This is a genomic window from Kribbella sp. NBC_00482 (assembly GCF_036013725.1).
Lineage (GTDB): Bacteria > Actinomycetota > Actinomycetes > Propionibacteriales > Kribbellaceae > Kribbella.
This window is the reverse complement of record NZ_CP107881.1, coordinates 5,500,229-5,519,685: the sequence shown is the minus strand read 5'-3', so window position 1 is coordinate 5,519,685 and position 19,457 is coordinate 5,500,229. Positions and strand designations below refer to the sequence as shown.

The 19,457-nt window shown below is 68.8% G+C and carries 22 protein-coding genes; 8 read left to right on the top strand and 14 right to left on the bottom strand.

Annotation, left to right across the window (positions count from 1 at the left end; translation table 11 throughout):
* Position 1 precedes the first annotated feature (1 nt).
* Entirely contained in the window at positions 2-613 is a 612-nt protein-coding gene (folE, locus tag OHB24_RS26920; RefSeq protein WP_327633626.1) for a GTP cyclohydrolase I FolE, read from the bottom strand.
* An 81-nt stretch (positions 614-694) separates the two neighbouring features.
* Here folE and OHB24_RS26915 point away from each other — a divergent pair, with 81 nt between their 5' ends.
* Both OHB24_RS26915 and ybaK read left to right on the top strand, forming a co-directional pair.
* Complete coding sequence (locus OHB24_RS26915; RefSeq protein ID WP_327641110.1) at positions 695-1,399, top strand: helix-turn-helix transcriptional regulator; 705 nt, start codon at positions 695-697, stop codon at positions 1,397-1,399.
* Between the two features lie 68 nt (positions 1,400-1,467).
* On the top strand, positions 1,468-1,953 hold the full coding sequence (ybaK, locus tag OHB24_RS26910) for a Cys-tRNA(Pro) deacylase (protein WP_327633625.1): 486 nt from the start codon (positions 1,468-1,470) through the stop codon (positions 1,951-1,953).
* Here ybaK and OHB24_RS26905 read toward each other — a convergent pair.
* The 3 genes from OHB24_RS26905 to OHB24_RS26895 all read right to left on the bottom strand — a co-directional run bounded on the left by OHB24_RS26905 (position 1,940) and on the right by OHB24_RS26895 (position 6,646).
* Complete coding sequence (locus OHB24_RS26905) at positions 1,940-3,265, bottom strand: glycoside hydrolase family 32 protein (RefSeq protein WP_327633624.1); 1,326 nt, start codon at positions 3,263-3,265, stop codon at positions 1,940-1,942. The genes ybaK and OHB24_RS26905 overlap by 14 nt on opposite strands.
* A gap of 23 nt (positions 3,266-3,288) precedes the next feature.
* Complete coding sequence (locus tag OHB24_RS26900; protein ID WP_327633623.1) at positions 3,289-5,394, bottom strand: phosphocholine-specific phospholipase C; 2,106 nt, start codon at positions 5,392-5,394, stop codon at positions 3,289-3,291.
* A gap of 172 nt (positions 5,395-5,566) precedes the next feature.
* Entirely contained in the window at positions 5,567-6,646 is a 1,080-nt protein-coding gene (locus OHB24_RS26895; RefSeq protein WP_327633622.1) for a 3-deoxy-7-phosphoheptulonate synthase, read from the bottom strand.
* A gap of 205 nt (positions 6,647-6,851) precedes the next feature.
* On the opposite strand from OHB24_RS26895, the gene OHB24_RS26890 reads away from it, so the two are divergent.
* The 4 genes from OHB24_RS26890 (at position 6,852) to OHB24_RS26875 (ending at position 8,900) form a co-directional block, all read left to right on the top strand.
* Positions 6,852-7,367, top strand: coding sequence for a GNAT family N-acetyltransferase (locus OHB24_RS26890; protein ID WP_327633621.1), 516 nt, complete (start codon positions 6,852-6,854; stop codon positions 7,365-7,367).
* A gap of 115 nt (positions 7,368-7,482) precedes the next feature.
* Positions 7,483-7,788, top strand: a complete 306-nt coding sequence (locus OHB24_RS26885; protein WP_327633620.1) for a hypothetical protein — start codon at positions 7,483-7,485, stop codon at positions 7,786-7,788.
* Between the two features lie 38 nt (positions 7,789-7,826).
* Complete coding sequence (locus OHB24_RS26880; RefSeq protein WP_327633619.1) at positions 7,827-8,381, top strand: histidine phosphatase family protein; 555 nt, start codon at positions 7,827-7,829, stop codon at positions 8,379-8,381.
* Between the two features lie 228 nt (positions 8,382-8,609).
* Complete coding sequence (locus tag OHB24_RS26875) at positions 8,610-8,900, top strand: WhiB family transcriptional regulator (protein WP_327633618.1); 291 nt, start codon at positions 8,610-8,612, stop codon at positions 8,898-8,900.
* A 39-nt stretch (positions 8,901-8,939) separates the two neighbouring features.
* Here OHB24_RS26875 and OHB24_RS26870 read toward each other — a convergent pair whose 3' ends face one another.
* From OHB24_RS26870 to OHB24_RS43360, 6 genes are read right to left on the bottom strand one after another with little or no spacing between them, the layout of a single operon-like run.
* On the bottom strand, positions 8,940-9,362 hold the full coding sequence (locus OHB24_RS26870) for a PLD nuclease N-terminal domain-containing protein (RefSeq protein ID WP_327633617.1): 423 nt from the start codon (positions 9,360-9,362) through the stop codon (positions 8,940-8,942).
* Between the two features lie 24 nt (positions 9,363-9,386).
* Entirely contained in the window at positions 9,387-10,259 is an 873-nt protein-coding gene (locus tag OHB24_RS26865) for an ABC transporter permease (RefSeq protein WP_327633616.1), read from the bottom strand.
* Positions 10,249-11,019: an ABC transporter ATP-binding protein gene (locus OHB24_RS26860; protein ID WP_327633615.1), complete on the bottom strand. Its 771-nt coding sequence runs from the start codon at positions 11,017-11,019 to the stop codon at positions 10,249-10,251. Before OHB24_RS26860 ends, OHB24_RS26865 begins: the two co-directional genes overlap by 11 nt.
* Positions 11,020-11,041: 22 nt before the next feature.
* A complete protein-coding gene (locus tag OHB24_RS26855) occupies positions 11,042-12,109 on the bottom strand; it encodes an ABC transporter substrate-binding protein (RefSeq protein WP_327633614.1) in 1,068 nt (355 codons plus the stop codon).
* A 34-nt stretch (positions 12,110-12,143) separates the two neighbouring features.
* The gene (locus OHB24_RS26850) at positions 12,144-13,052 is read right to left on the bottom strand and encodes a sulfite exporter TauE/SafE family protein (RefSeq protein WP_327633613.1); all 909 of its coding nucleotides are present in this window, start codon (positions 13,050-13,052) and stop codon (positions 12,144-12,146) included.
* A gap of 54 nt (positions 13,053-13,106) precedes the next feature.
* Positions 13,107-13,193 (bottom strand): putative leader peptide, encoded by an 87-nt coding sequence (locus tag OHB24_RS43360; RefSeq protein ID WP_442914001.1) that lies wholly within the window; start codon positions 13,191-13,193, stop codon positions 13,107-13,109.
* 157 nt (positions 13,194-13,350) lie between these two features.
* Here OHB24_RS43360 and OHB24_RS26845 point away from each other — a divergent pair, with 157 nt between their 5' ends.
* On the top strand, positions 13,351-15,936 hold the full coding sequence (locus OHB24_RS26845; RefSeq protein WP_327633612.1) for a family 78 glycoside hydrolase catalytic domain: 2,586 nt from the start codon (positions 13,351-13,353) through the stop codon (positions 15,934-15,936).
* A 4-nt stretch (positions 15,937-15,940) separates the two neighbouring features.
* On the opposite strand, the gene OHB24_RS26840 is transcribed toward OHB24_RS26845, so the two are convergent.
* Positions 15,941-16,963 carry a saccharopine dehydrogenase family protein gene (locus OHB24_RS26840; protein WP_327633611.1) on the bottom strand — a complete coding sequence of 341 codons (1,023 nt, stop codon included), beginning with the start codon at positions 16,961-16,963 and terminating at the stop codon, positions 15,941-15,943.
* A gap of 134 nt (positions 16,964-17,097) precedes the next feature.
* Between OHB24_RS26840 and OHB24_RS26835 the strand changes: the two genes are divergently transcribed.
* Entirely contained in the window at positions 17,098-17,991 is an 894-nt protein-coding gene (locus OHB24_RS26835) for an AraC family transcriptional regulator (RefSeq protein WP_327633610.1), read from the top strand.
* Here the strand turns inward: OHB24_RS26835 and trmB are convergent.
* The 3 genes from trmB to OHB24_RS26820 are packed head-to-tail and all read right to left on the bottom strand — an operon-like array spanning position 17,988 to position 19,448.
* Entirely contained in the window at positions 17,988-18,683 is a 696-nt protein-coding gene (gene trmB, locus OHB24_RS26830; RefSeq protein ID WP_327633609.1) for a tRNA (guanosine(46)-N7)-methyltransferase TrmB, read from the bottom strand. The genes OHB24_RS26835 and trmB overlap by 4 nt on opposite strands.
* 10 nt (positions 18,684-18,693) lie before the next feature.
* Positions 18,694-19,140 carry an SRPBCC family protein gene (locus OHB24_RS26825; RefSeq protein WP_327633608.1) on the bottom strand — a complete coding sequence of 149 codons (447 nt, stop codon included), beginning with the start codon at positions 19,138-19,140 and terminating at the stop codon, positions 18,694-18,696.
* Entirely contained in the window at positions 19,137-19,448 is a 312-nt protein-coding gene (locus tag OHB24_RS26820; protein WP_327633607.1) for an ArsR/SmtB family transcription factor, read from the bottom strand. The genes OHB24_RS26825 and OHB24_RS26820 overlap by 4 nt, the downstream gene beginning before the upstream one ends.
* Between the last annotated feature and the right edge of the window lie 9 nt (positions 19,449-19,457).

Here is a 19,457-nt window from a genome sequence, read left to right as displayed (position 1 = left end):
CTTACGGGGTGAGGCCGGTCAGCGCGAAGAACTCCTGCCGCGAACTGGGGCTGTCGCGCAGGATCCCGTGCAGCGAGGACGTGACCGTCCGCGAGCCCACGGCCCGCACGCCGCGCAACGACATGCACTGGTGCTCGGCCTCGATCACGACACCGACCCCCTTCGGGTCGAGGTGATCCTGGAGCCAGTCGGCGACCTGCTTCGTCAGCCGCTCCTGCACCTGGAAGTCGCGCGCGAACAACTCCACCACCCGGGCCAGCTTCGAGAGCCCGAGGATCCGGTCGCCGGGCAGGTACCCGACGTGGGCGACGCCCTGGAACGGCAGCAGGTGATGCTCGCACAGCGACTGCACCGGGATGTCCTTGGCCAGGACGAGCTCGTCGTACCCCTCGTCGTTCGGGAACGTGGTCAGCTCGAACTCCCGCGGCGTCAGCATCTCCGCGTACGCGTTTGCGACCCGGCGCGGGGTCTCCGCCAGGTGCGCGCTCTGCGGGTCCCGCCCGAGCGCGGTCAGCAGGTCCGCGACCGCCCGCTGCGCGGCGGGCAGGTCGATCTCCTCCCGGCGCGCGACGATATGAAGAGGGACGGACTCGAGGTCGGCCGAGATCGCCATCTGCACACTCCCTGAGATATCAACGAACTGACATCATACTGTTTGACCAACCGATGTTGTCGATAGAATCATTCCGTGGACATGTCCTGGGACGCCGCCGTTCAGGCGGTCGCCGTACTCGAGGAGCCGACCCGGCGCCGGCTGTACGAGTACGTCGTCGGCCGGCCCGAGCCGGTGAGCCGGGACGATGCCGCGAGTGCACTCGGGATCCCGCGGACCACGGCCGCGTTCCATCTCGACAAGCTGACTGAAGAGGGTCTGCTCGACACCTGTTACGAGCGCCGCACCGGCCGCACCGGTCCGGGCGCGGGGCGGCCCGCGAAGCTGTACCACCGGTCTGATCGCGAGATCGAGATCAGCCTCCCCGAACGCCAGTACGCCATCGCCGGACAGCTCCTCGCCACCGCCATCCAGGACGCCGAAACCACCGACCTCACCCCTCGCGAGGCAGTCAACAGCCGAGCCCACGAGTACGGCGAGGCCCTCGGCCGGACTGCCCTCGACCGCGGGGAGTTGTTGGTGCAGGTGCTCGAGGCACATGGTTTCGAGCCGAGACTGGGGGACGACGGGATCGCCCTGGCCAACTGCCCGTTCCGACGACTGGCGAAGGACCACCCACAACTGGTCTGCGGCATGAACCTCCACCTGGTAGCCGGCCTCCTAACCCCCCTCGACACCGAACTCCAGGCCGAACTCACCCCCACCCCAGGCCACTGCTGCGTCCGGATCACCGGACGTGCACCACTCACCAACCCCTCTGACGAGCCCCGACCAACGCACAGTTGAGCGTGCCGCGCCGCCCCGGCGGACCGTTGGTGAGTGACGGAGGTCCGCCCCTCACTAAGCTCAGCCGCGTGGCGAAGAAGCAGAGTCAGGGGACGCCCGCGACGGTTGCGCTGGCTAAGGCGAAGGTTGAGTTCACGACGCATGCCTACGAGCACGACCCGGGGGCGAAGTCGTTCGGGCTGGAGGCAGCCGAGGCGCTCGGGCTGGAGCCGGAGCAGGTGTTCAAGACGCTGCTCGTCGAGGTCGACGGGAAGCTCACGGTCGGCGTCGTACCGGTCGACAAGCAGCTCGACCTGAAGGCAATCGCGGCCGCGGCGGGCGGGAAGAAAGCGGTGATGGCCGACCCGGCCGCCGCCGAGCGCACCACCGGGTACGTCGTCGGCGGCATCAGCCCGATCGGCCAGAAGCGCGCCCTGCCCACGGTCGTCGACAGCACCGCCACCGACCACCCGACGGTCTACGTGTCGGGCGGCCGGCGCGGTCTCGACATCGGTCTGTCCCCCACCGACCTGATCACCGTGACCAAGGCACACACAGCAGCTATCGCCAGATAGACCTGAGCTGGTGGATGGTGAGCGTGTCGAGGTGCACCCGCCCCTCGGCGACGAGCTCCGGCTCAGCTGGAGGATTGTTGTAGCTCTGGTAGACCGCACCGTCATTGCCGAACACGTCCAACTGACCGCGGTCGACGAGTAGGTGCAGCTTGATCTTCCCGTCGATCGTTCGCAGCGTGGCGCCGTCCAGGGTCTGTTGATCGGCGTCGTACACCACCTCGCGACCGACGCTCAGGCTGAACTTGCTCGCCTCCCGGACGTCGACGATCGCGTCGAGTTCGTAACCAGTCCTGGCTGGAAGCTGCCGAACGCCGTCTTCGACGGTGAGGCCTTTCCAGGTCTGTGTGCTTTCGCGCAGCGTTGCGAGCTCTGGGATCGGGGTGCTGAAGACGCGGATGCCGTCGTCGGTGTGGTGCAGGCTGAAGTCGACCGGGAAGGAGGCGTTGCCGGTCCAGATCGATCCCTTGTTCTCGCCCTGCCAGGCCATCGACACGACCCGGTCGTTCGGCAGGTTCTCGAAGTTGAGCGCCGCGTAGTAAGCACTGCCCGCGAAGGTCTTCGTCTGGTTGATCTTCTGCGGAGCGTTCCATTCGGACGTGTACGTCGTACCGTCCCAGTCGCCGATGTAATACTCACCGCTGCCGCCGTGCAGAAGCCAGCGGTGTCCGCCGTCGATCGGCATCCGGATCAGGTTCGGGCACTCGAACAACCAGTCCGCCTGGTAGCGCGACGCGAACGTCCAGTCGAGCAGGTTGGAGGACGTGTAGAAGTTGACGCCGTTGCCGCCCTCGTCCGACCACACGACCATGCCCCAGTGCGTCGACACCGGATCCCAGAACACCTTCGGGTCGCGGCTCGTGCCGCCGGGCGTCGCGACCTTCTTTCCGTCGGCGTACGTCGTGAACGTGTTGCCGCCGTCCAGGCTGTAGAAGACCGTGACGCCGTTCGTGCCGGAGTAGACGATGATCGGGTCGTCGTCACCGCTCTTCAGCCCGCTCGCGTTCTCGGTGTCGACCACGCCGCCGCCCGACCACAGGTCGCCGGGATGGACGTGCGGGTCGAGCGCGATCGGTCGTTGCGTCCAGTGCACGAGGTCGGTGCTGATCGCGTGGCCCCAGTGCATCGTGTCCCAGACCAGGCTGAACGGATTGTGCTGGTAGTAGAGGTGATACACGCCGCGGTAGTACAGCGGCGCGTTCACGTCGTTCATCCAGCCGCCGCGGGTGCTGAAGTGGAACTGACCGCGGTTTTCCTCCTGGTAGTTCGTCGCCGGGTACGGAAAATCCCTCGGTACGTCGGTGTGTGCGCTCACCATTACAACGATGACATAGCGCTTCAGCCGGTGATGCTGGGCTTGCCTGTTTCCAGGTGGCCGGAGAGCCGGCGGCGGTACGTCGGGTCGTCAGGAGTCGTGACCTCGACGTCGTACCAGCCGCCGTCGGTCGGCCAGAAGATCGGGCGGGACTGCTTGCCGCGGAGCTCGATCGTCGTGGTCTTGCTGCCGTAGCCGCGGGCCTTGAGCTTCACGGTCAGCTGTTTCCTCGAGGCGTTGACCAGGTGCAACTGCAGAGCGCCGGCCCGGTTCTCGATGCGTACGTCGAGGCCCGCCGCGGCGCCGGAGGACGAACCGGCGACCTCCGCCCAGAACCGGTTCGGGCCCTGGACCGCGAGTTCGAACGGACCGTCGACGGGGATCGCGATCGCGGTGGGGTTGTCCCCCGGAGTCTTGTCCGCGTGCGTGTGGTGGACGTCGAAGTGCGCCGGCGACGGGAGTTCGCCGCCGTACGGATAGACGGTGAAGTGTGCCGACTGCTTGCCGTGGTTGCTGAGGGCAAGCATCAACTTGCCGTCGGCCACTGATCCCGAAACTGCCGGTCCGTAAGGGAGTACGCGGGCCGGGCGCCTGCCGAGCTCCTGCGCCGGGACAGCCTGGTCGGCGGGCGGGGCCGGGTGCCAGCGGTTGATGGGCGCCGGGACCGGGCCGGGCTTGTCGACGGACGGCTGCCGGTAGCTGCGGTCGAAGTCGAACGTCGAGGTCAGGTCACCGCAGACCGTCCGCCGCCAGGAGCTGATGTTCGGCTCGCGGACACCGGTCCAGAGTTCGAGGAACCGCAGTACCGAGGTGTGGTCGAAGACCTGCGAGTTCACGTGACCGCCGACCGTCCACGGTGACACGACGGTCATCGGGACGCGCGGGCCGAGCCCGATCGGCTTCCCGGCGTACCAGTCGTCGCCCTCGCCGGACGGCGGCTGCGGCGCGACCGGCGGCGGGACGTGGTCGAAGTACCCGTCGTTCTCGTCGAAGTTGACCAGCAGGACGGTCTTCGACCAGGTCTCCGGGTCGGACGCGATCGCGTCGAGCACGTCGTAGATCAGGTTCGCGCTGCCGACCGGGGTGGACGAGCCGGGGTGCTCGGAGTCGACCGCGGACGGGACCAGCCAGCTCACCTTCGGCAGCGTGCCGGCCTTGATGTCGGCGCGCAGCCGCGGCACCAGCGACTCCGGCTCGGACCGGTACATCGCCTTGTGGAACAGCTCCTGCTCCGCGGCGGAAAGCTTGCCGACCGCCGCTTCGAGCTGCTGCAACGCGACGGCCCGCTCGGCTTCGGTCTTCGCGAACAGCTTGTCGTAGAACTCCTCGGTCGTCCGGTAGCCGCCCGGCACGTTCTCCAGGATCCGGTGCCCGATGTCCTTGAAGGTCTTGAAGTACTCGACCGCGTTGTCGGTGAAGTTGTCCCACTCCTGGTAGATCTGCCAGGAGACACCGGCCTGCTGCAGCCGTTCCGGGTACGCCGTCCAGTCGTAGCCGGCGTGGTCATAGTCGTACGCCGCGTTCGTCACCGCGCGCTGCGTCGTACCGGGTTCGTAGCCGACGGTGCCGGACCACAGGTAGTTACGGTTCGGGTTGGTCGAACCGTTGACCGAGCAGTGGTACGCGTCGCAGATCGTGAACGTCTCGGCGAGCTCGTACTGCAGCGGGATGTCGCGGCGGTCGTAGTACGTCATCGTGGCGGCCGTCTTGGCCTGCACCCAGTCGTCGTTCCAGCCGCCCGCCCAGGCCTGCGTGGCGTCGCTGAAGCCGTGGGCCAGGGCGCCGAGGTACTGGATGTCGTCCGGGTTGCGGCCCGCGTCGGCGGCGGCCTTCCGCAGCGAGAACGGCAGCACCTCGCCGCCGCCCGTCCTCGGCTGGTGGAAGATGCTCTTGCCGTTGCGCAGCCGCAGCGGCTGACGGTCGCCGTACCCGCGGATTCCGCGGAGTGCACCGTAGTAGTGGTCGAACGAGCGGTTCTCCTGCATCAGCACGATCACGTGCTCGATCGCGCGCAGACCACCACGCCTCACAGGTTGCGCCATCGCGGTGTGCAGTGACGGTGGAAGCAGCGAAACCGCTGCCCCACCCGCCACCGAACCGAGCACCAGACGCCGGGAGATCCCGGTCATGGGGCCTCCCGGTCTGGACTGAGGAGTGGAGGGAGCGAAGCGACCGGAGCGACGAGGGAAGACCGGGAGTTACAGCCCCAGGACCCGCCGCGCCGGAGGCGTGGCATGAACACAGTCATGGTCCGGACCTTAGGCGGGGCCCGTTGCCGAAGCGAGGCCTCGAGGTGAACAGCTATCCGCGTCGAGCGATTGCTGCATCCCGCAGCCCTTGGAGGGTCTGCTCGGTCGTCTCCCAGCTCATGCAGGCGTCCGTGATCGACTGGCCGTAGACCAGCTCCCGGGTCGGGTCGAGGTCCTGGCGACCCTCCTGCAGGAACGACTCCAGCATCACGCCGACGATCGCCTGGTTGCCCGCCGCAACCTGCGCGCCGATCTCCTCGGCCACCACGGGCTGCCGACGGTGGTCTTTGCGGCTGTTGCCGTGGCTGGCGTCGATGACGACCCGCTCGGCCAGGCCCGCCTTGCGCAGCAGCTCCTGAGCGGACGCGACCGACTCCGCGTCGTAGTTCGGGCCGCTGTCCGAGCCGCGCAGTACCAGGTGGCAGTCCGGGTTGCCGCGGGTGTGCAGGATCGCGGGCGCGCCGTCGTGGTCGATACCGGTGAAGACATGCGGTACGGCGGCTGCCTTGATCGCGTCGACCGCCGTGGCGATCGAGCCGTCCGGGCGGTTCTTCATCCCGATCGGCATCGACAGGCCGGACGACAGCTGCCGGTGGACCTGGCTCTCCACGGTCCGGGCGCCGATCGCACCCCAGCCGACGGTGTCCGCGATGTACTGCGGGGTGATCGGGTCGAGGAACTCGCAACCGACCGGGAGCCCGAGCTCGCTGACCTGCACGAGCAGCTGCCGGGCGATCCGCAGACCGCGGTTCACGTCACCGGAGCCGTCCAGGCCCGGGTCGTTGATCAGGCCCTTCCAGCCGAGGGTCGAGCGCGGCTTCTCGAAGTACACCCGCATCACGACGAGCAGGCCGTCGGACAGCCGCTCGGCGACCGGACGGAGGCGTTCGGCGTACTCGAGGGCCGCGTCGGCGTCGTGGACCGAGCACGGTCCGACGACGACCAGCAGGCGGTCGTCGACACCGTTCAGCACGTCGGCCACCGCCTGCCGGCCGTCGGCCACGGTGCGGGCGACGTCGTCGCTGAGCGGGAACTCGTCGTGGAGGGCTAGCGGGGTGACCAGCGGGACGGTCTTCTCGATCCGTCGGTCGACGACTCGGGACTGCTCGCTAGGTTTCGGCAGGGTGTTCATTGTGGGGACCTTTCCGCCGGTCCGCATGCGTGCGACGCAGTCAGCCGGCTGGGAACGAGAAAAGGCAAGGACGGTTGTCCTTGCCTTCGTGCCGGCTCTGGTGTCTGCGGGTGGGCGTCAGCAATCGGCTGAGTCGCCCGGCACCAGTGCCGGCCACTCAAAAAATCGCCAATAGCTACGCGTCACGAGGACGACAATAGCACCCATGAACATCCGTACCGCCCATCGAGACGAGCTCCCTACTCTCCAGGAGCTCGAGCTCGCCGCCGGCGTGCTCTTCCGCAACATCGGGATGACGGACGTCGCGGAGCACCCCCCGCCCGGGCTGGAGGTCTTCGAGGAGTTCAGGCAGGCCGGGCAGCTGTGGGTCTCGGTCGACGACGCGGACAAGCCGACCGGCTTCGTGTTCGTGAAGCTCGTCGACGGCGGCGCACATGTCGAGCAGGTGAGCGTGCATCCGGATCATCAGGGGCACGGGATCGGCCGGGAGTTGATCGAGTACGTCGGGACGTGGGCCGCCGAGCAAGGACTTCCGGTGCTGACGCTGAGCACGTTCCGGAGCGTGCCGTGGAACGCGCCGTACTACGCGCGGCTCGGGTTCACGGAGCTGCCGGCGGCGGAACTCACGCCCGGGCTGACCGAGATCCTGGCCGCCGAGACGGCGTTCGGACTCGACCCCGCGGAGCGCGTTTTCATGCGGCGGCCGGTTGCTCGCGAGTAACCACCTAGCGGGTGGCTTCGTTGATCGCTGCAAGACCGGATCGAGACATCGGGGAGTGCAGCAGGTGGTGAGGCCGCGAACCTTCGAGTTGGTTCGGTACCGAGATCCCAGTGGCGTGTCCGGGACGGGCGTGGTGGCGGAAGGGTGTGAGTTCACCGACGGCTCGGTGGCCCTGCGCTGGCGCGGCGACAACCCGGCGACAGCCGTCTGGCCGAACGTCGACGCGATCCTGGCCGTGCACGGCCACCAGGGCGCGACCGAGATCCGCTGGATCGACGCACAGACCTCGCCGGCGGCGCCACGGGCCGGCCTCGACAACCTCTTCGACGAGCTGCACCAGGTGCGCCCGCCGACGTCCCTGACCGACTCGCCGCCGCCCGGCCACACGCGTGGATGGGCAGGGGCCAGACATCTGAGGTAGAACGTGCCCGTGACGCAGATCCACTCCCGGCAACGCCCATGTCCGTGACGCAGATCTACCTCGTCCGGCACGGTGAGCCGGACTACGAGCCGATGGATTCCCGCGGCTGGCCGGGAATGGCGGCCGACTCCGCCCCACTCACCGCCCTCGGGATGAAACAGGCCGAGGAGCTCGCCGACCTGCTCGGCGGCATCCGCGCGACGTACCTGGTCAGCTCCCCCTTCACCCGGGCTCTCCACAGCGCCGCGATCGTCGGCCACCGGCTCGCACTCGGCGTCAAGGTCGACTACGACCTGCGCGATTGGTTGCCGGACCACACCGGTTTGTGGCGCAGCGCCGCCGACGTCCGCGCGGCGCAGGCCGAGTTCGAGACGTACGACGGGGAGTGGCCGGACGGCATCCAGCGACCCTGGGAGCCGCTTTCCCGGGTCCGCGAACGCGCCCGCGCCGCCCTCGCCCGGCACACCGCCAGCACCGACGGACCGGTTCTGGCGATCACCCACGCGACAGTGATCCGCGCCCTGACCGGTGAACGGAACACGCCCCACGGCACCCACGAGTACTACCGATTCGATCCCGAAATCGGTGCCTGAGGCATCTGCACGTGCAGACGAACTTGCACCGTTAAAGTGACTCATGTCACATGAGGTGGTGACGTGAACACGCGCGCCGCCTGAAATCCGCTGATCACGGGCCGCGACGGCACGCGGCGATAACGAATGGCCCGAACTTCGAGACAACAAGGGTTGAACTCGCTCTGAGATGAGCATAGTTTTCACCGAGCGCCCGTCCGCGCTTACGGTGAGTCATAGGAGGTTGCCATGTCGAGAGGGATGCCTCGTCTGCCCCGCCCGCTCATGGATCTGTGGGACTGGCAGTCGCAAGCCGCATGCCGGGACGTCAACCCGGAACTCTTCTTCTCACCCGAATCGGAGCGTGGCGTTCGCAAACGCGCCCGCGAGATGGTGGCCAAGTCGCTCTGCGGCACCTGCCCGGTGCAGCCCGAATGCCGCCAGCACGCCCTCGCCGTCGGTGAGCCGTACGGCGTCTGGGGCGGCACCACGGAGTCCGAGCGCGACAACCCCGCCCTGCCCGAGCGGAAGTCCGCGTAACTGTTCGACGAACCCGCGTCGTAAGGCCTGTGTGAAAACTCAGGCCTTACCGTCGTCGGTCTCGGACGGGGAGTCCTCGGACCCCTTCGCGTCCTTCGGTTTCTTCGGTTGCTTGGGTGGTTTCGGCTCGTCCGCCGGGACCTCGGGCTCGGGCGGCTTGGCGGTCGTGCGCGGGTCCCGGTAGCGGTCCAGTGACTTGAGGAAGTCCGGATCGTCGTCGGGCGCCGACGGCCGCGCAGGCGGCTTCGACGGTTCCCGCCGTACGACGCTCTCCTGGCGGTTCAGGTGCGCGCGTGACATCAGCAGCCAGACGATCGGCCCCGCGAACGGGACGAACACGATCAGGACGATCCACAACAGCTTCGGCAGATGTGGCACGTCCTCGTCGGGTGTCTGGATGCACGAGAACAGCGCGTAGACAGTCAGCACCAGGCTGATCAGGAACGGCAGAAATCGGACCACGTTCCAACAGTACGGCTAGTTGTGTCACCGAGCGGACGTGGTGAGTCCCCGGGCGCGCAGGACCGAGTTCTCCAGCGGGCGGAAGACCAGCAGTTCGATGCCGACGCCGACCACGAAGATCAGCACGATGCCGGCGAACACCATCGAGATGTCCGACAGCGACATGCCGTCGTGCAGGTACTGGCCGAGGCCCTTGCCGAGCTCCGGCGACGTCGCGATCAGCTCGGCCGCCATCAGCGACCGCCACGAGAACGCCCAGCCCTGCTTGAGGCCGCCGAGGAACCCGGGCAGCGCGGCCGGCAGCAGGATGTACCGGATCCCGCCGAAGCGGCCGGCGCCGAGCGCCTTGCCGACCCGCGGCAGGATCGGCGGCACCTGGTCGAGACCGGACACCAGCCCGTTCGCGATCGACGGCACCGCGCCGAGCAGTACGACCCAGTAGATGGCGCGGTCGTTCAGCCCGAACCACAGGATCGCCGCCGGTACCCAGGCCACCGAGGGCAGACTCTGCAGCCCCGACACGAGCGGCCCGATCCCCCGCCGTACGACCCGGATGTTCGCGATCGCGAGGCCCAGCGGTACGGCGATCAGCAGCGAGATCGCGAATCCGATGACGGCCCGGTGGACGGATACCCAGAACAGCTCGAGGATGTCGCCGCTCGTCACCAGCTGCCAGATCTGACCCCACACGGCCGCCGGCGAAGGCAGTTTGAACTCGGGCCAGAACGCCGCGGCCCACAACGCCTGCCAGATCGCCACCAGGACGACGATCGCCCCGACCGGCGGCAGTGCTCGCGCGGCAATCCGCCGTACGCGCGAACCCTCGGGCGCGTTGACGGGTGTGTCGAGGGCGTCCAGGCCGGCCTCGACGGATCCTTCCTGGACGTCAAGCGGCATGACTGCTGATCACCTTGCGCAGCGCGGTGTTGATCTCGTCAACTGCATCAGGAGCGTCGTCCACATCCCACTGCTGTACGACGCGCCCCGGACGCGACGACAGCAGTACGACGCGTTGACCGAGGCGCACCGCTTCGCGGACGTCGTGCGTGACGAACAGGATCGCCGTACCGGTGGCACGCCAGATCCGCAGCAACTCACCCTGGAGAACGTCGCGGGTGATCGCGTCGAGCGCCGAGAACGGCTCGTCCATCAGCAGCAACGACGGCTTGCCCGCATCAGCACTGTCGGTGGTCGAGGCCAGTGCGCGGGCCAGTGCGACCCGCTGCCGCATGCCACCGGACAACTCGTGCGGCCGCTTGTCGCCGAGGCCGGCGAGACGCACCAGCTCCAGCAGCTCCGCGGCCTTGGCCCGTCGCTGCGCCTTCGGTACGCCCGCCATCCGCAGCGGAAGCTCGACGTTCCCGGCCGCCGTCAGCCACGGCATCAGCGCGGCCTCCTGGAAGACGACCGCCGGGCGCGACGAGTTCAGCTCGATCCGGCCGCTCGTCGGCCGGTCCAGACCGGCGACCAGGTTGAGCAGCGTGGTCTTGCCGCACCCGGAGGCGCCGAGCAGGCAGACGAACTCGCCGGCGCCGACCTCGAGGTCGACACCGTCCAGCGCGACCACCGCCTTCCGGCCGCTGCCGAACGCCTTCCCTACTTGGTGAAACCGCACCGGAGTGAGCTGATCGGGCGGCGCGTCGACAATGGCGGTCATCGGGCTCTCCTCTACTTGACTACTACTTGGCGTCGAGGCCGGCGGCGTCGACCGCCGGCTTGCCTGCCTGGGTGAGGACCTCGTTCAGGGGCCCCAGGTCCGCGAACCCGGCGACGTTCGGCGCCTGCTTCGCGATGCCCGCGGCGACCTGGTCCTTGGCCAGCTGCGGGAAGGTGGCGGCGATCGGGTCCGCGGTGATCTTGATGTGCTCCCACGCCCGGTCGATGACCGCCGGCTTCAGCGCCTTGCCGGTCGCCTCCTTCAGCTGGTCGTTCACCACGGTCTTCGCCTGTGCGGCGTCCGAGGTGCTGAAGTCGATCGCCGCGTTCAGCCCCTTCAGCAGCGCCGTCACCGTCGCCGGGTGCTCCTTCAGGAACTGCGTCCGGACGATCAGCACGGTCGTCGGGAACTGCCCGTCGGGCCACAGCGAGGCCTCGTCGAGCAGCACCTTCGCGCCCGCGTCCAGGACCAGCCGGGACGACCACGGCTCGGGCAGCCAGGCGGCGTCCACGTCGCCCTTCTTGAACGCGTCCAGGGTCTGCGCGTTCTCCAGGTTGGTCACCTTGACCTTGCCGGTCAGCTGGTTCTCGGCGAGCCACTTCTTCAGCGACACGTCCTGCGTGTTGCCGAGTTGCGGCGTGACGACGGTCTTGCCGACCAGGTCGGCTGCCTTGGTGATCGTCGGCTTGACCACGAGCTGCGCGCCACCGGACGTGGCGCCGGCGATCAGCCGGACGGCCTCGCCGTTCGACTTCGCGTAGGCGTTGATCGCCGGGCCGGAGCCGATGAAGGACGCGTCCAGCGAGCCGCCGAGCAGCGCGCCGACGGCCTCGGGGCCGGCGTTGAACTTGGTCGGCACCAGCTTCGTGCTGCCGAGCTCCTTGGTGAACAGGCCCTTGCCGAGACCGACCAGTGCGGCGGCGTGGGTGACGTTCGGGAAGTAGCCGAGCCGCAGCTCGGTGGCGGGACCCTTGTCGCTCGACGCGGCGGGCGACTCGTTGCTGTCGGCGCGCGAGCAGCCGGCGGCAGCAACGGTCAGGGCCAGGGCGGCAGCGAGCAGGCGGAACGGACGAGTGGCGGAGATGCTCACAGGGGGAACCTTTTGTCTTGAAGGAAGGTGCAGCTCAGGAAACGGGCTCGAGCTCGCGCTCGTCGGCGGGGCGCTCGGTCGCGGTCACGGTGCGGCGGGCCGCGGCGCGTACGCCGTACGTGACGATCGCTGCCCAGCCCACGACGAGGGCCGCGTAGACGGCGTACCGCGGGCCGGTGGCGACGTCGAGGCCGTTCAGCACGGTGCGGGCGTTGGTCAGGATCAGCACCAGGCCGACTCCGACTCCGAGCCAGCGGGTGGCCAGCCGGGACACCAGCCAGGCGGCGAACGGGGCTGCGATCACGCCGCCGATCAGCAGCGCGGCGACGATGCCGAACGGCAGGTTCTTCCCGCCCAGCCCGAACAGGAACCCGATGCTGGCGGCGACCGAGACCAGGAACTCGGCAGCGTTCACCGAACCGACAGCCCGTCGCGGCGCCAGCTTGCCGCTGGACAGCAGCGCGGAGTTCGCGACCGGGCCCCAGCCGCCACCGCCGGTGGCGTCGATGAAGCCGGCCACCAGACCGAGCGGGCCGAGGAACTTCCCGGCCGGGCGGCCCTCGATCACCGCCCGGACCTTCCCGGTGCCGAACCGGACCAGGATGTAGACGCCGAGCAGGAGCAGCAGGCCGGCGACCCACAGTGACGCCGACTCGGTCGAGAGGCTGGACAGGAACGTCGCGCCGGCGAACGCACCGACCGCGCCGGGTACGCCGATCAGCGCGACGACGCGCCAGTCGACGTTGCCGAACCGCCAGTGCGACAGCCCGGAGGCGAGCGTGGTGCCGACCTCGGCCAGGTGGACCGAGGCGGAGGCGATCGCCGGGGTGATCCCGGTGATGAGCAGGGCGGTGCTGGCGGTGACGCCGTACGCCATGCCGAGGGTGCCGTCGACGAGCTGGGCGATCGAGCCGAGCAGCGCGATCAGGACGAGGCGACGCATAGGTGTACTCCTACGGATCGGGAAGGAGACGGGCGGGAAGAACTACACCGTCGGTCAACAACCAGAGGAGTTCACGCGCAGCAGATCGACGTGCCGGCGCCGCGTCAGGGCGTCTCCGGGCGCGTTCGCGATGATCTGCATAGGACTATGAAAGCGGACAAAGTCGAGCAAGATGCTGAGGTTTCAGCATTTGGACCTACGAATCACGAACCGAGACGAACGATCAGATTCGATCATCCTCGGCCGGATCTGGTCACACGGTTGAAAGCCGCGCCGACCGCTGCCTACGGTCCTGTGCGTGCTGACTCCCCGCTCTTTGAAGACCGAGTACGCCGCCCAGCCGCTCGGCGTCGACGTCCCCCGGCCCCGCTTCAGTTGGGTCGCCGTCGCCCCCGGGTACGGCGCGACGCAAACGGCGTACCAGATCCTGGTCGCCTCCGCGCCGGAGCTGCTGACGCCGGAGAGTGCCGACGTGTGGGACTCGGGCAAGGTCGAGTCGGCACGGACCTTCGGGATCGAGTACGACGGGCCGACGACGGCGCGGACGCGGTACCACTGGACTGTCAGGTTGTGGGACGACCAGGGCGGTGAGTGGGCTGCACCGGAATGGTTCGAAACCGGCCTGCTCGACGAAGGCTTCGGAGCGGCGCGCTGGATCGGCGGCGCGACTGACAGCGCTCCCCTGCTGCGCCGCGGGTTTGCAGTCGACGGTGCCGTGCGGCGCGCTCGGCTCTACGCGAGCGGTCTCGGGTACGCCGACCTGCGGCTCAACGGGCACGCGGTGAGTGACGCCGTACTCGATCCGGGCTTCACCGCCTACGACCGCACAGTTCTCTATGTCACGCACGACGTGACCGAGCTTCTGCAGGCAGGCGACAACGTGGTCGGCGCCGAACTGGGGCGCGGCTTCTTCGGACTGACGTCGGTGAACGTCTGGCGCTGGCACGACACCCCGTGGACCGCCGACCCGCGACTGATCGCGCGACTGGTGGTCGAGTACGACGACGGCCGGGTGGACGAGGTGGTCACGGACGAGACGTGGCGCATCACCGGCGGTCCGACGCTGTCGGACTCGCTCTACACCGGTGAGACGTACGACGCCCGGCGCGCGCTGCCAGGCTGGGACGGCGCCGGGTTCGACGACTCCGCTTGGTCCGCTGCATCGGTCGTCGAGGCGCCCAAGGGGAAGCTGACCGCGCAGGCCCACGAGCCGATCCGGGTGGTCGAGACCGTCGACCCGGTCGAGGTCACCGAGGTCCGGCCGGGCGTGTGGATCGTGGACTTCGGACGGACCGTTGCGGGCTGGACCAGGCTGACGACCACCGCGCCGGCCGGGACGACGATCAGCCTCACGCACGGCGAGACGGTTGCCGATGGCAACGTGGCGGCGTGGAACGTGCACGTCGACGGCGACCGGATCCAGCGCGACGAGTACATCGCGGCCGGCACCGGGGTGGAGACGTGGGAGCCGCGGTTCTCGTACAAGGGCTTCCGGTACGTGCAGATCGAGGGCGCGGCCGCCGACCTGCAACTGCGGGTGGTGAACTCGGACGTCGCGTCGGTGACGCGGTTCGACTCGACGCAGGCGCCGTACGAGCAGTTCGAGCGGGCGATGCGGCGGACGGTCCTGAGCAACCTGCACGGGATCCCGACCGATACGCCGTACTTCGAGAAGAACGGCTGGACCGGCGACGCGCAGGTCGGCGCGCCGACGATGCTCGCGACCCTCGATCTGGCGCGGTTCTTCGCCAAGTGGCTCGGTGACATCCAGGACAGCCAGGCGGATTCCGGGCAGCTGCCGGTGATCGTGCCGACGAGTGGCTGGGGCTTCACCGACCTCTCCCCCGCGACCGAGTGGCCGACCGTCTATCCGTTCCTGTTGCGCGAGATGTACCGCTGGTACGGCGACGAGCGGCTGCTCCGCGAGCACTGGGACTCATTGACGCGCTACCTCGCGTGGGAGCTGGACCGGGTCGAGGACGGGTTGTCGGTGAGTGTCCTCGGCGACTGGCTGCCGCCCGGGTTCGGGAGCGGTCCGGCGCCGGAGGACCGGCGGCTGACGGGTACGGCGTACCTCTACCGCGCGCTCGTGGTCGCGGCGGAGATCGGCGAGCTGATTGGGCAGGCCAACGAATACCGGAAGGCGGCGGAGGAGCTCGCCGACGGGCTGAACCGGACGTTCCTGGATCGCGCCGAAGGCCGGTACCGGTCGGCCGACGACCCGGACTACCGGCAGACGTCGAACGCGGTGCCGCTGGCGTTCGGGATCGTGCCGGACGAGTTCGTCGAGCGCGTCGCGGCCGGGTTGGCCGCCGACGTCGAGGCACGGGGTTTCCATCTCAACACGGGCTGCCTGGGCGTCGGCGTACTGCTCCCGGTCCTGACCGCCCATGGGTACGGCGACGTGGCAACGAAGGTCGCGCTGCAGCGGAGCTATCCGAGCTGGGGGTACTGGTTCGACCTCGGCGCGGACACCATGTGGGAGAAGTGGGAGGACGACTCGCGGTCTCGCAACCACTACTTCCAGGGCACGGTCGTGCAGTGGATCTTCGAGAACGTCGCCGGGCTCCGCGTCGTCGACGCCGGCAGCGAGCGGATCGTCGTACGGCCGGATGCCCGTGACGAGGTGGACTCGGCGAGCATCCGCACCGAGACGATCCGCGGGCGGGTGGCGGTCTCGTGGAAGAAGACCGGACGCGTGCTGGCGCTGGACGTGCAGGTGCCGGTGGGTACGACGGCCGAGGTGCACGTACCGTCAGCGCGGGCTGCGGATGTCGACGCCGTACCGCGGGCGTTCGCGGGCGACGCGACGTACGACGAGGGCTACACCGTCTACACCGTCGGCGCCGGGCAGTGGTCCTTCACGAGCCGGTCTGAGAGGTAGCGGTTCAGCCCTCCGACACCTGCCACCGGACCCCGTGCCCGGCCAGGAAATCCATGAACGACTCCGGGTCGAAGGCCTGCGACGGCGCCAGGACGCCAGGCTTGGCTCCGTCCGTCACCAGCCTCCGCGCTGCCTCCACCGCAATCACCGCTGTCTTGCCGTATCCGTCCATGCCCTCGACCTCGCCACACACGATGCGTCCGTCGTGCCCGGTCGCCTCGACGGAGATCGTCCACCTGCTCTGCCGTCGCTGTTCGTCGTCGGGTCCCTCGGGCAACGAGTCGAGGACCGCAGGGTCGATCCCGTCCTTCAGCGCGTCGAACGACCCGCCGAGCACACCTTCCATCCGTCGGACCGGCACGTGTCTGGGCACCGTCGCCACCGGCGGGAGCGCCGCCTTGCCCACCCCGACGGGCACGTCTCCGCTCGGGAAGCGCCACGTCGCGTGGCTCGCCGCACCGTACGTCGTCCAGTCGCCGTTCTCGTAGCGCAGCGCCCCGTCGAACAACCGGTCCGGGTCGAGCGACCGCAGCGTCCCGCGGCTGAATCCGCCGTCGCGGTACCAAAGGGCCACCGTCAGCCTGTCCACCGCGCCGACGGTCTCCCCGACGAGGTGGCTGATGAAGTCGCTCGGCCCGCCGTCGTCGGCCATGGCCGGCACGACCGTAACGCCCGCATCGACGGCCGCACCGGTGAAGGTGTCGAAGACCTCCTGGATGTAGTGCTGTTCTCCCGTGGTGTCGACGTAGTGCGCTGCGGCGGCGATCGCTGCGCGCACGACCGGCGCGCCGAGCCGGGCGAACGGCCCGGCGGTATTGATGACGGCGTCGGCGCCGGCGAACGCCGACTCCAGCGAATCCTGGTCGCCGAGGTCGGCGATCCGGACTTCGAAGCCGGTGCTGCCCGCGGCCGCCCGCAGCCGCTCGGGGTCTCGGCCGACGAGCACCGCTTCGATATCGCGGCGGGCCAGTTCGGCGACGACGAGGCGGCCCGTGTAGCCGCTCGCGCCATGGAGTGCGATCTTCATCTGAGGTACTCCGTTGCTCGTTGTGTGGTGTTCGCGATCGACGGTACGGCGAAACGATGCGGACGAACCATGTCCGTGGGTCCGGCATTCATGCTCGATCGTTCTGATTGCCGGACGCGAGATAGGCTGCGGCCATGGACGTGCTGAGTGACGCCGTGACGACGATGCGCACCGGCCGTCCGCACTCGAGCCGCACCAGGATGGGCGCGCCCTGGGGTCTGCGTTTTCCGCCGATCGACGGCGCAGGGTTCCACATCGTGCTCAGCGGCACCTGCTGGCTGCTGCCGGCCGAAGCCGAGCCACTGCGGCTGGCCACGGGGGACATCGTGTTCCTGCCCCGCGAAACCGGTCACGCCCTCGCCGACGATCCCGGCAGCCCCCTCGCCGAGTTCCGGGTGGGCGGAGGCGACCGCGAAGACGATCCAGGCACCGGCGGCGCCGTCACCGAGCTGCTCTGTGGCGCCTACCTGCTCGACCAGTCGCGTGCCCACCCGCTGCTGGCCGACCTGCCCGAGATCGTGCACCTGCCCGCCCATGTCGGACATCACCCGCGGCTACGGACCGCGGTGGACCTGCTCGGCGCCGAACTCACCGAGCCGCGCGCGGGCGCCAGCGCGAGCGTGTCCGCGCTGCTGGATCTCCTGCTGCTCTACATGCTGCGTGCCTGGTTCGACGATCAGTCGACAAGCTCGCCGACCGGCTGGCCCGCGGCGCTCGCGGATCGCGCCGTCAGTGCCGCGCTGCAGGCGATGCACGCCGAGCCTGAAGCGCCGTGGACGGTGCAAGAGCTCGGCGCGCGGGCCGGGTTGTCCCGGACAGTGTTCGCGCAGCGCTTCACCGCGCTCGTAGGCAGGCCGCCGCTGGCGTACCTGACCTGGTGGCGGATGACCCTGGCGGCGAAGCTGCTGCGAGCGACCGACGCCCCGCTGTCCACAGTGGCCAGACGCTGCGGCTACTCCTCGGAGTTCGCCTTCGCCAAGACGTTCAAGCGCGAGTTCGGCATCGCGCCAGGCGCCTTCCGTCGTTAGAGCTTGGTGTAGATCAGGTCGCGGACTTCGCGACCCTCGGCCTGGGCGCGGGACTCGAACTTGGTGACCGGACGCCACTCGGGCCGCGGGGCCCAGCCGTCGAATTCGTTGCGCAATGAGGGTTCGGCCGCGCAGACCTCGAGCATCCGGTCGGCGTAGTCCACCCAGTCCGTTGCCAGGTGCAACGTTCCGCCCGGCTGCAGACGGTCGGCGATCAGCGCGACGAACGGCGACGTGACGAGCCGGCGTTTGTGGTGCCGCTTCTTCGGCCACGGGTCCGGGAAGTAGATCCGTACGCCGGCCAGCGCGCCGGGAGCCACGTGATCGCGCAGGAAGTGCAGCGCGTCGCCCTGCAGCAGGCGGACGTTGTCGAGGTCATACTTCTCCACCCACAGCATCAGCTGACCGAGACCGGCCGGGTAGACCTCCGCGGCCACGTGGTTGACCTCCGGCGCGGTGACGGCGAGTTGCGCGGTCGCCTCCCCCATCCCGGAGCCGATCTCCAGCACGGTCGGCGCCGTACGGCCGAACCAGTCGGCCAGATCCAGCTCACCGGGCGGCAGATCCTCTTGCGTCCGGCCGAGCTCCGGCCACCGCGTCTCCCAGACGCGCGTCTGTCCGGCCGTCATCCGCACGCTCCGGCGGACGGTGCTGAAGACACCGACCTGCCGAACCTGATCTGTCGCTCCCACCAGGTCGATTCTAGGAGAAGGTGATCTGCAGGGTTCGGGAGGTCTCCAGGTAGGTCTTCAGGTTGGCGAGGATCGGGGCCCAGCCGTTCCGCCAGCCCTCGACGGTGTCCTCGGCGATCTCGTCGTGCACGACCTGCAGTTTCACCACGTTCTTCCCGGCCGGCTCGATCGTGAACGTCACCCGGCCCGGGGTCTGGTCGGCGCGGGCCTCGAGGAACTCGTTCTTGAACGTGTACGCCAGCGTTTTCGGTTCGTCGTACACCAGGACCTCACCGGAATCGGTCAGGCTGTCGTCGGCGCTGTCGTAGAAGCGCACGGGTGCGCCGAGCGTCCAGTCCGATTCGATCCGGCGGCCGAACCAGTACAGCTGGGTGAACGCTCCCGAGGTGAGCGCCTCCCACAGCTTCTCGGGGGTGGTCTCGATGTAGGTCACGTGGATCATTGCGGGCTTGCTCATGAGTCCTCCAACGCCGCTTTCAATGCGCTGAGCGCACGCAACTTGTCGCGTTCGTAGTTGCTCAGCCACCGTTCGGCGATCTCGTTGATCGGCACCGGGTTCAGGTAGTGGAGTTTGTGGCGTCCGCGTTTGACCGTAACCACGAGGTTCGCGTCCTCGAGGATCCGCAGATGCTTGGTCACGCCCTGCCGGGTCAGGTCCGGCAGCAGCTCGCACAGCTCCTGCAGGCTCTGCCCGTTGCGCTCCCGCAGGGCGTCCAGCAACTGCCGCCGGCCCTCGTCGGCCAACGCCTTGAACACCAGCTCCACACCTTCGAC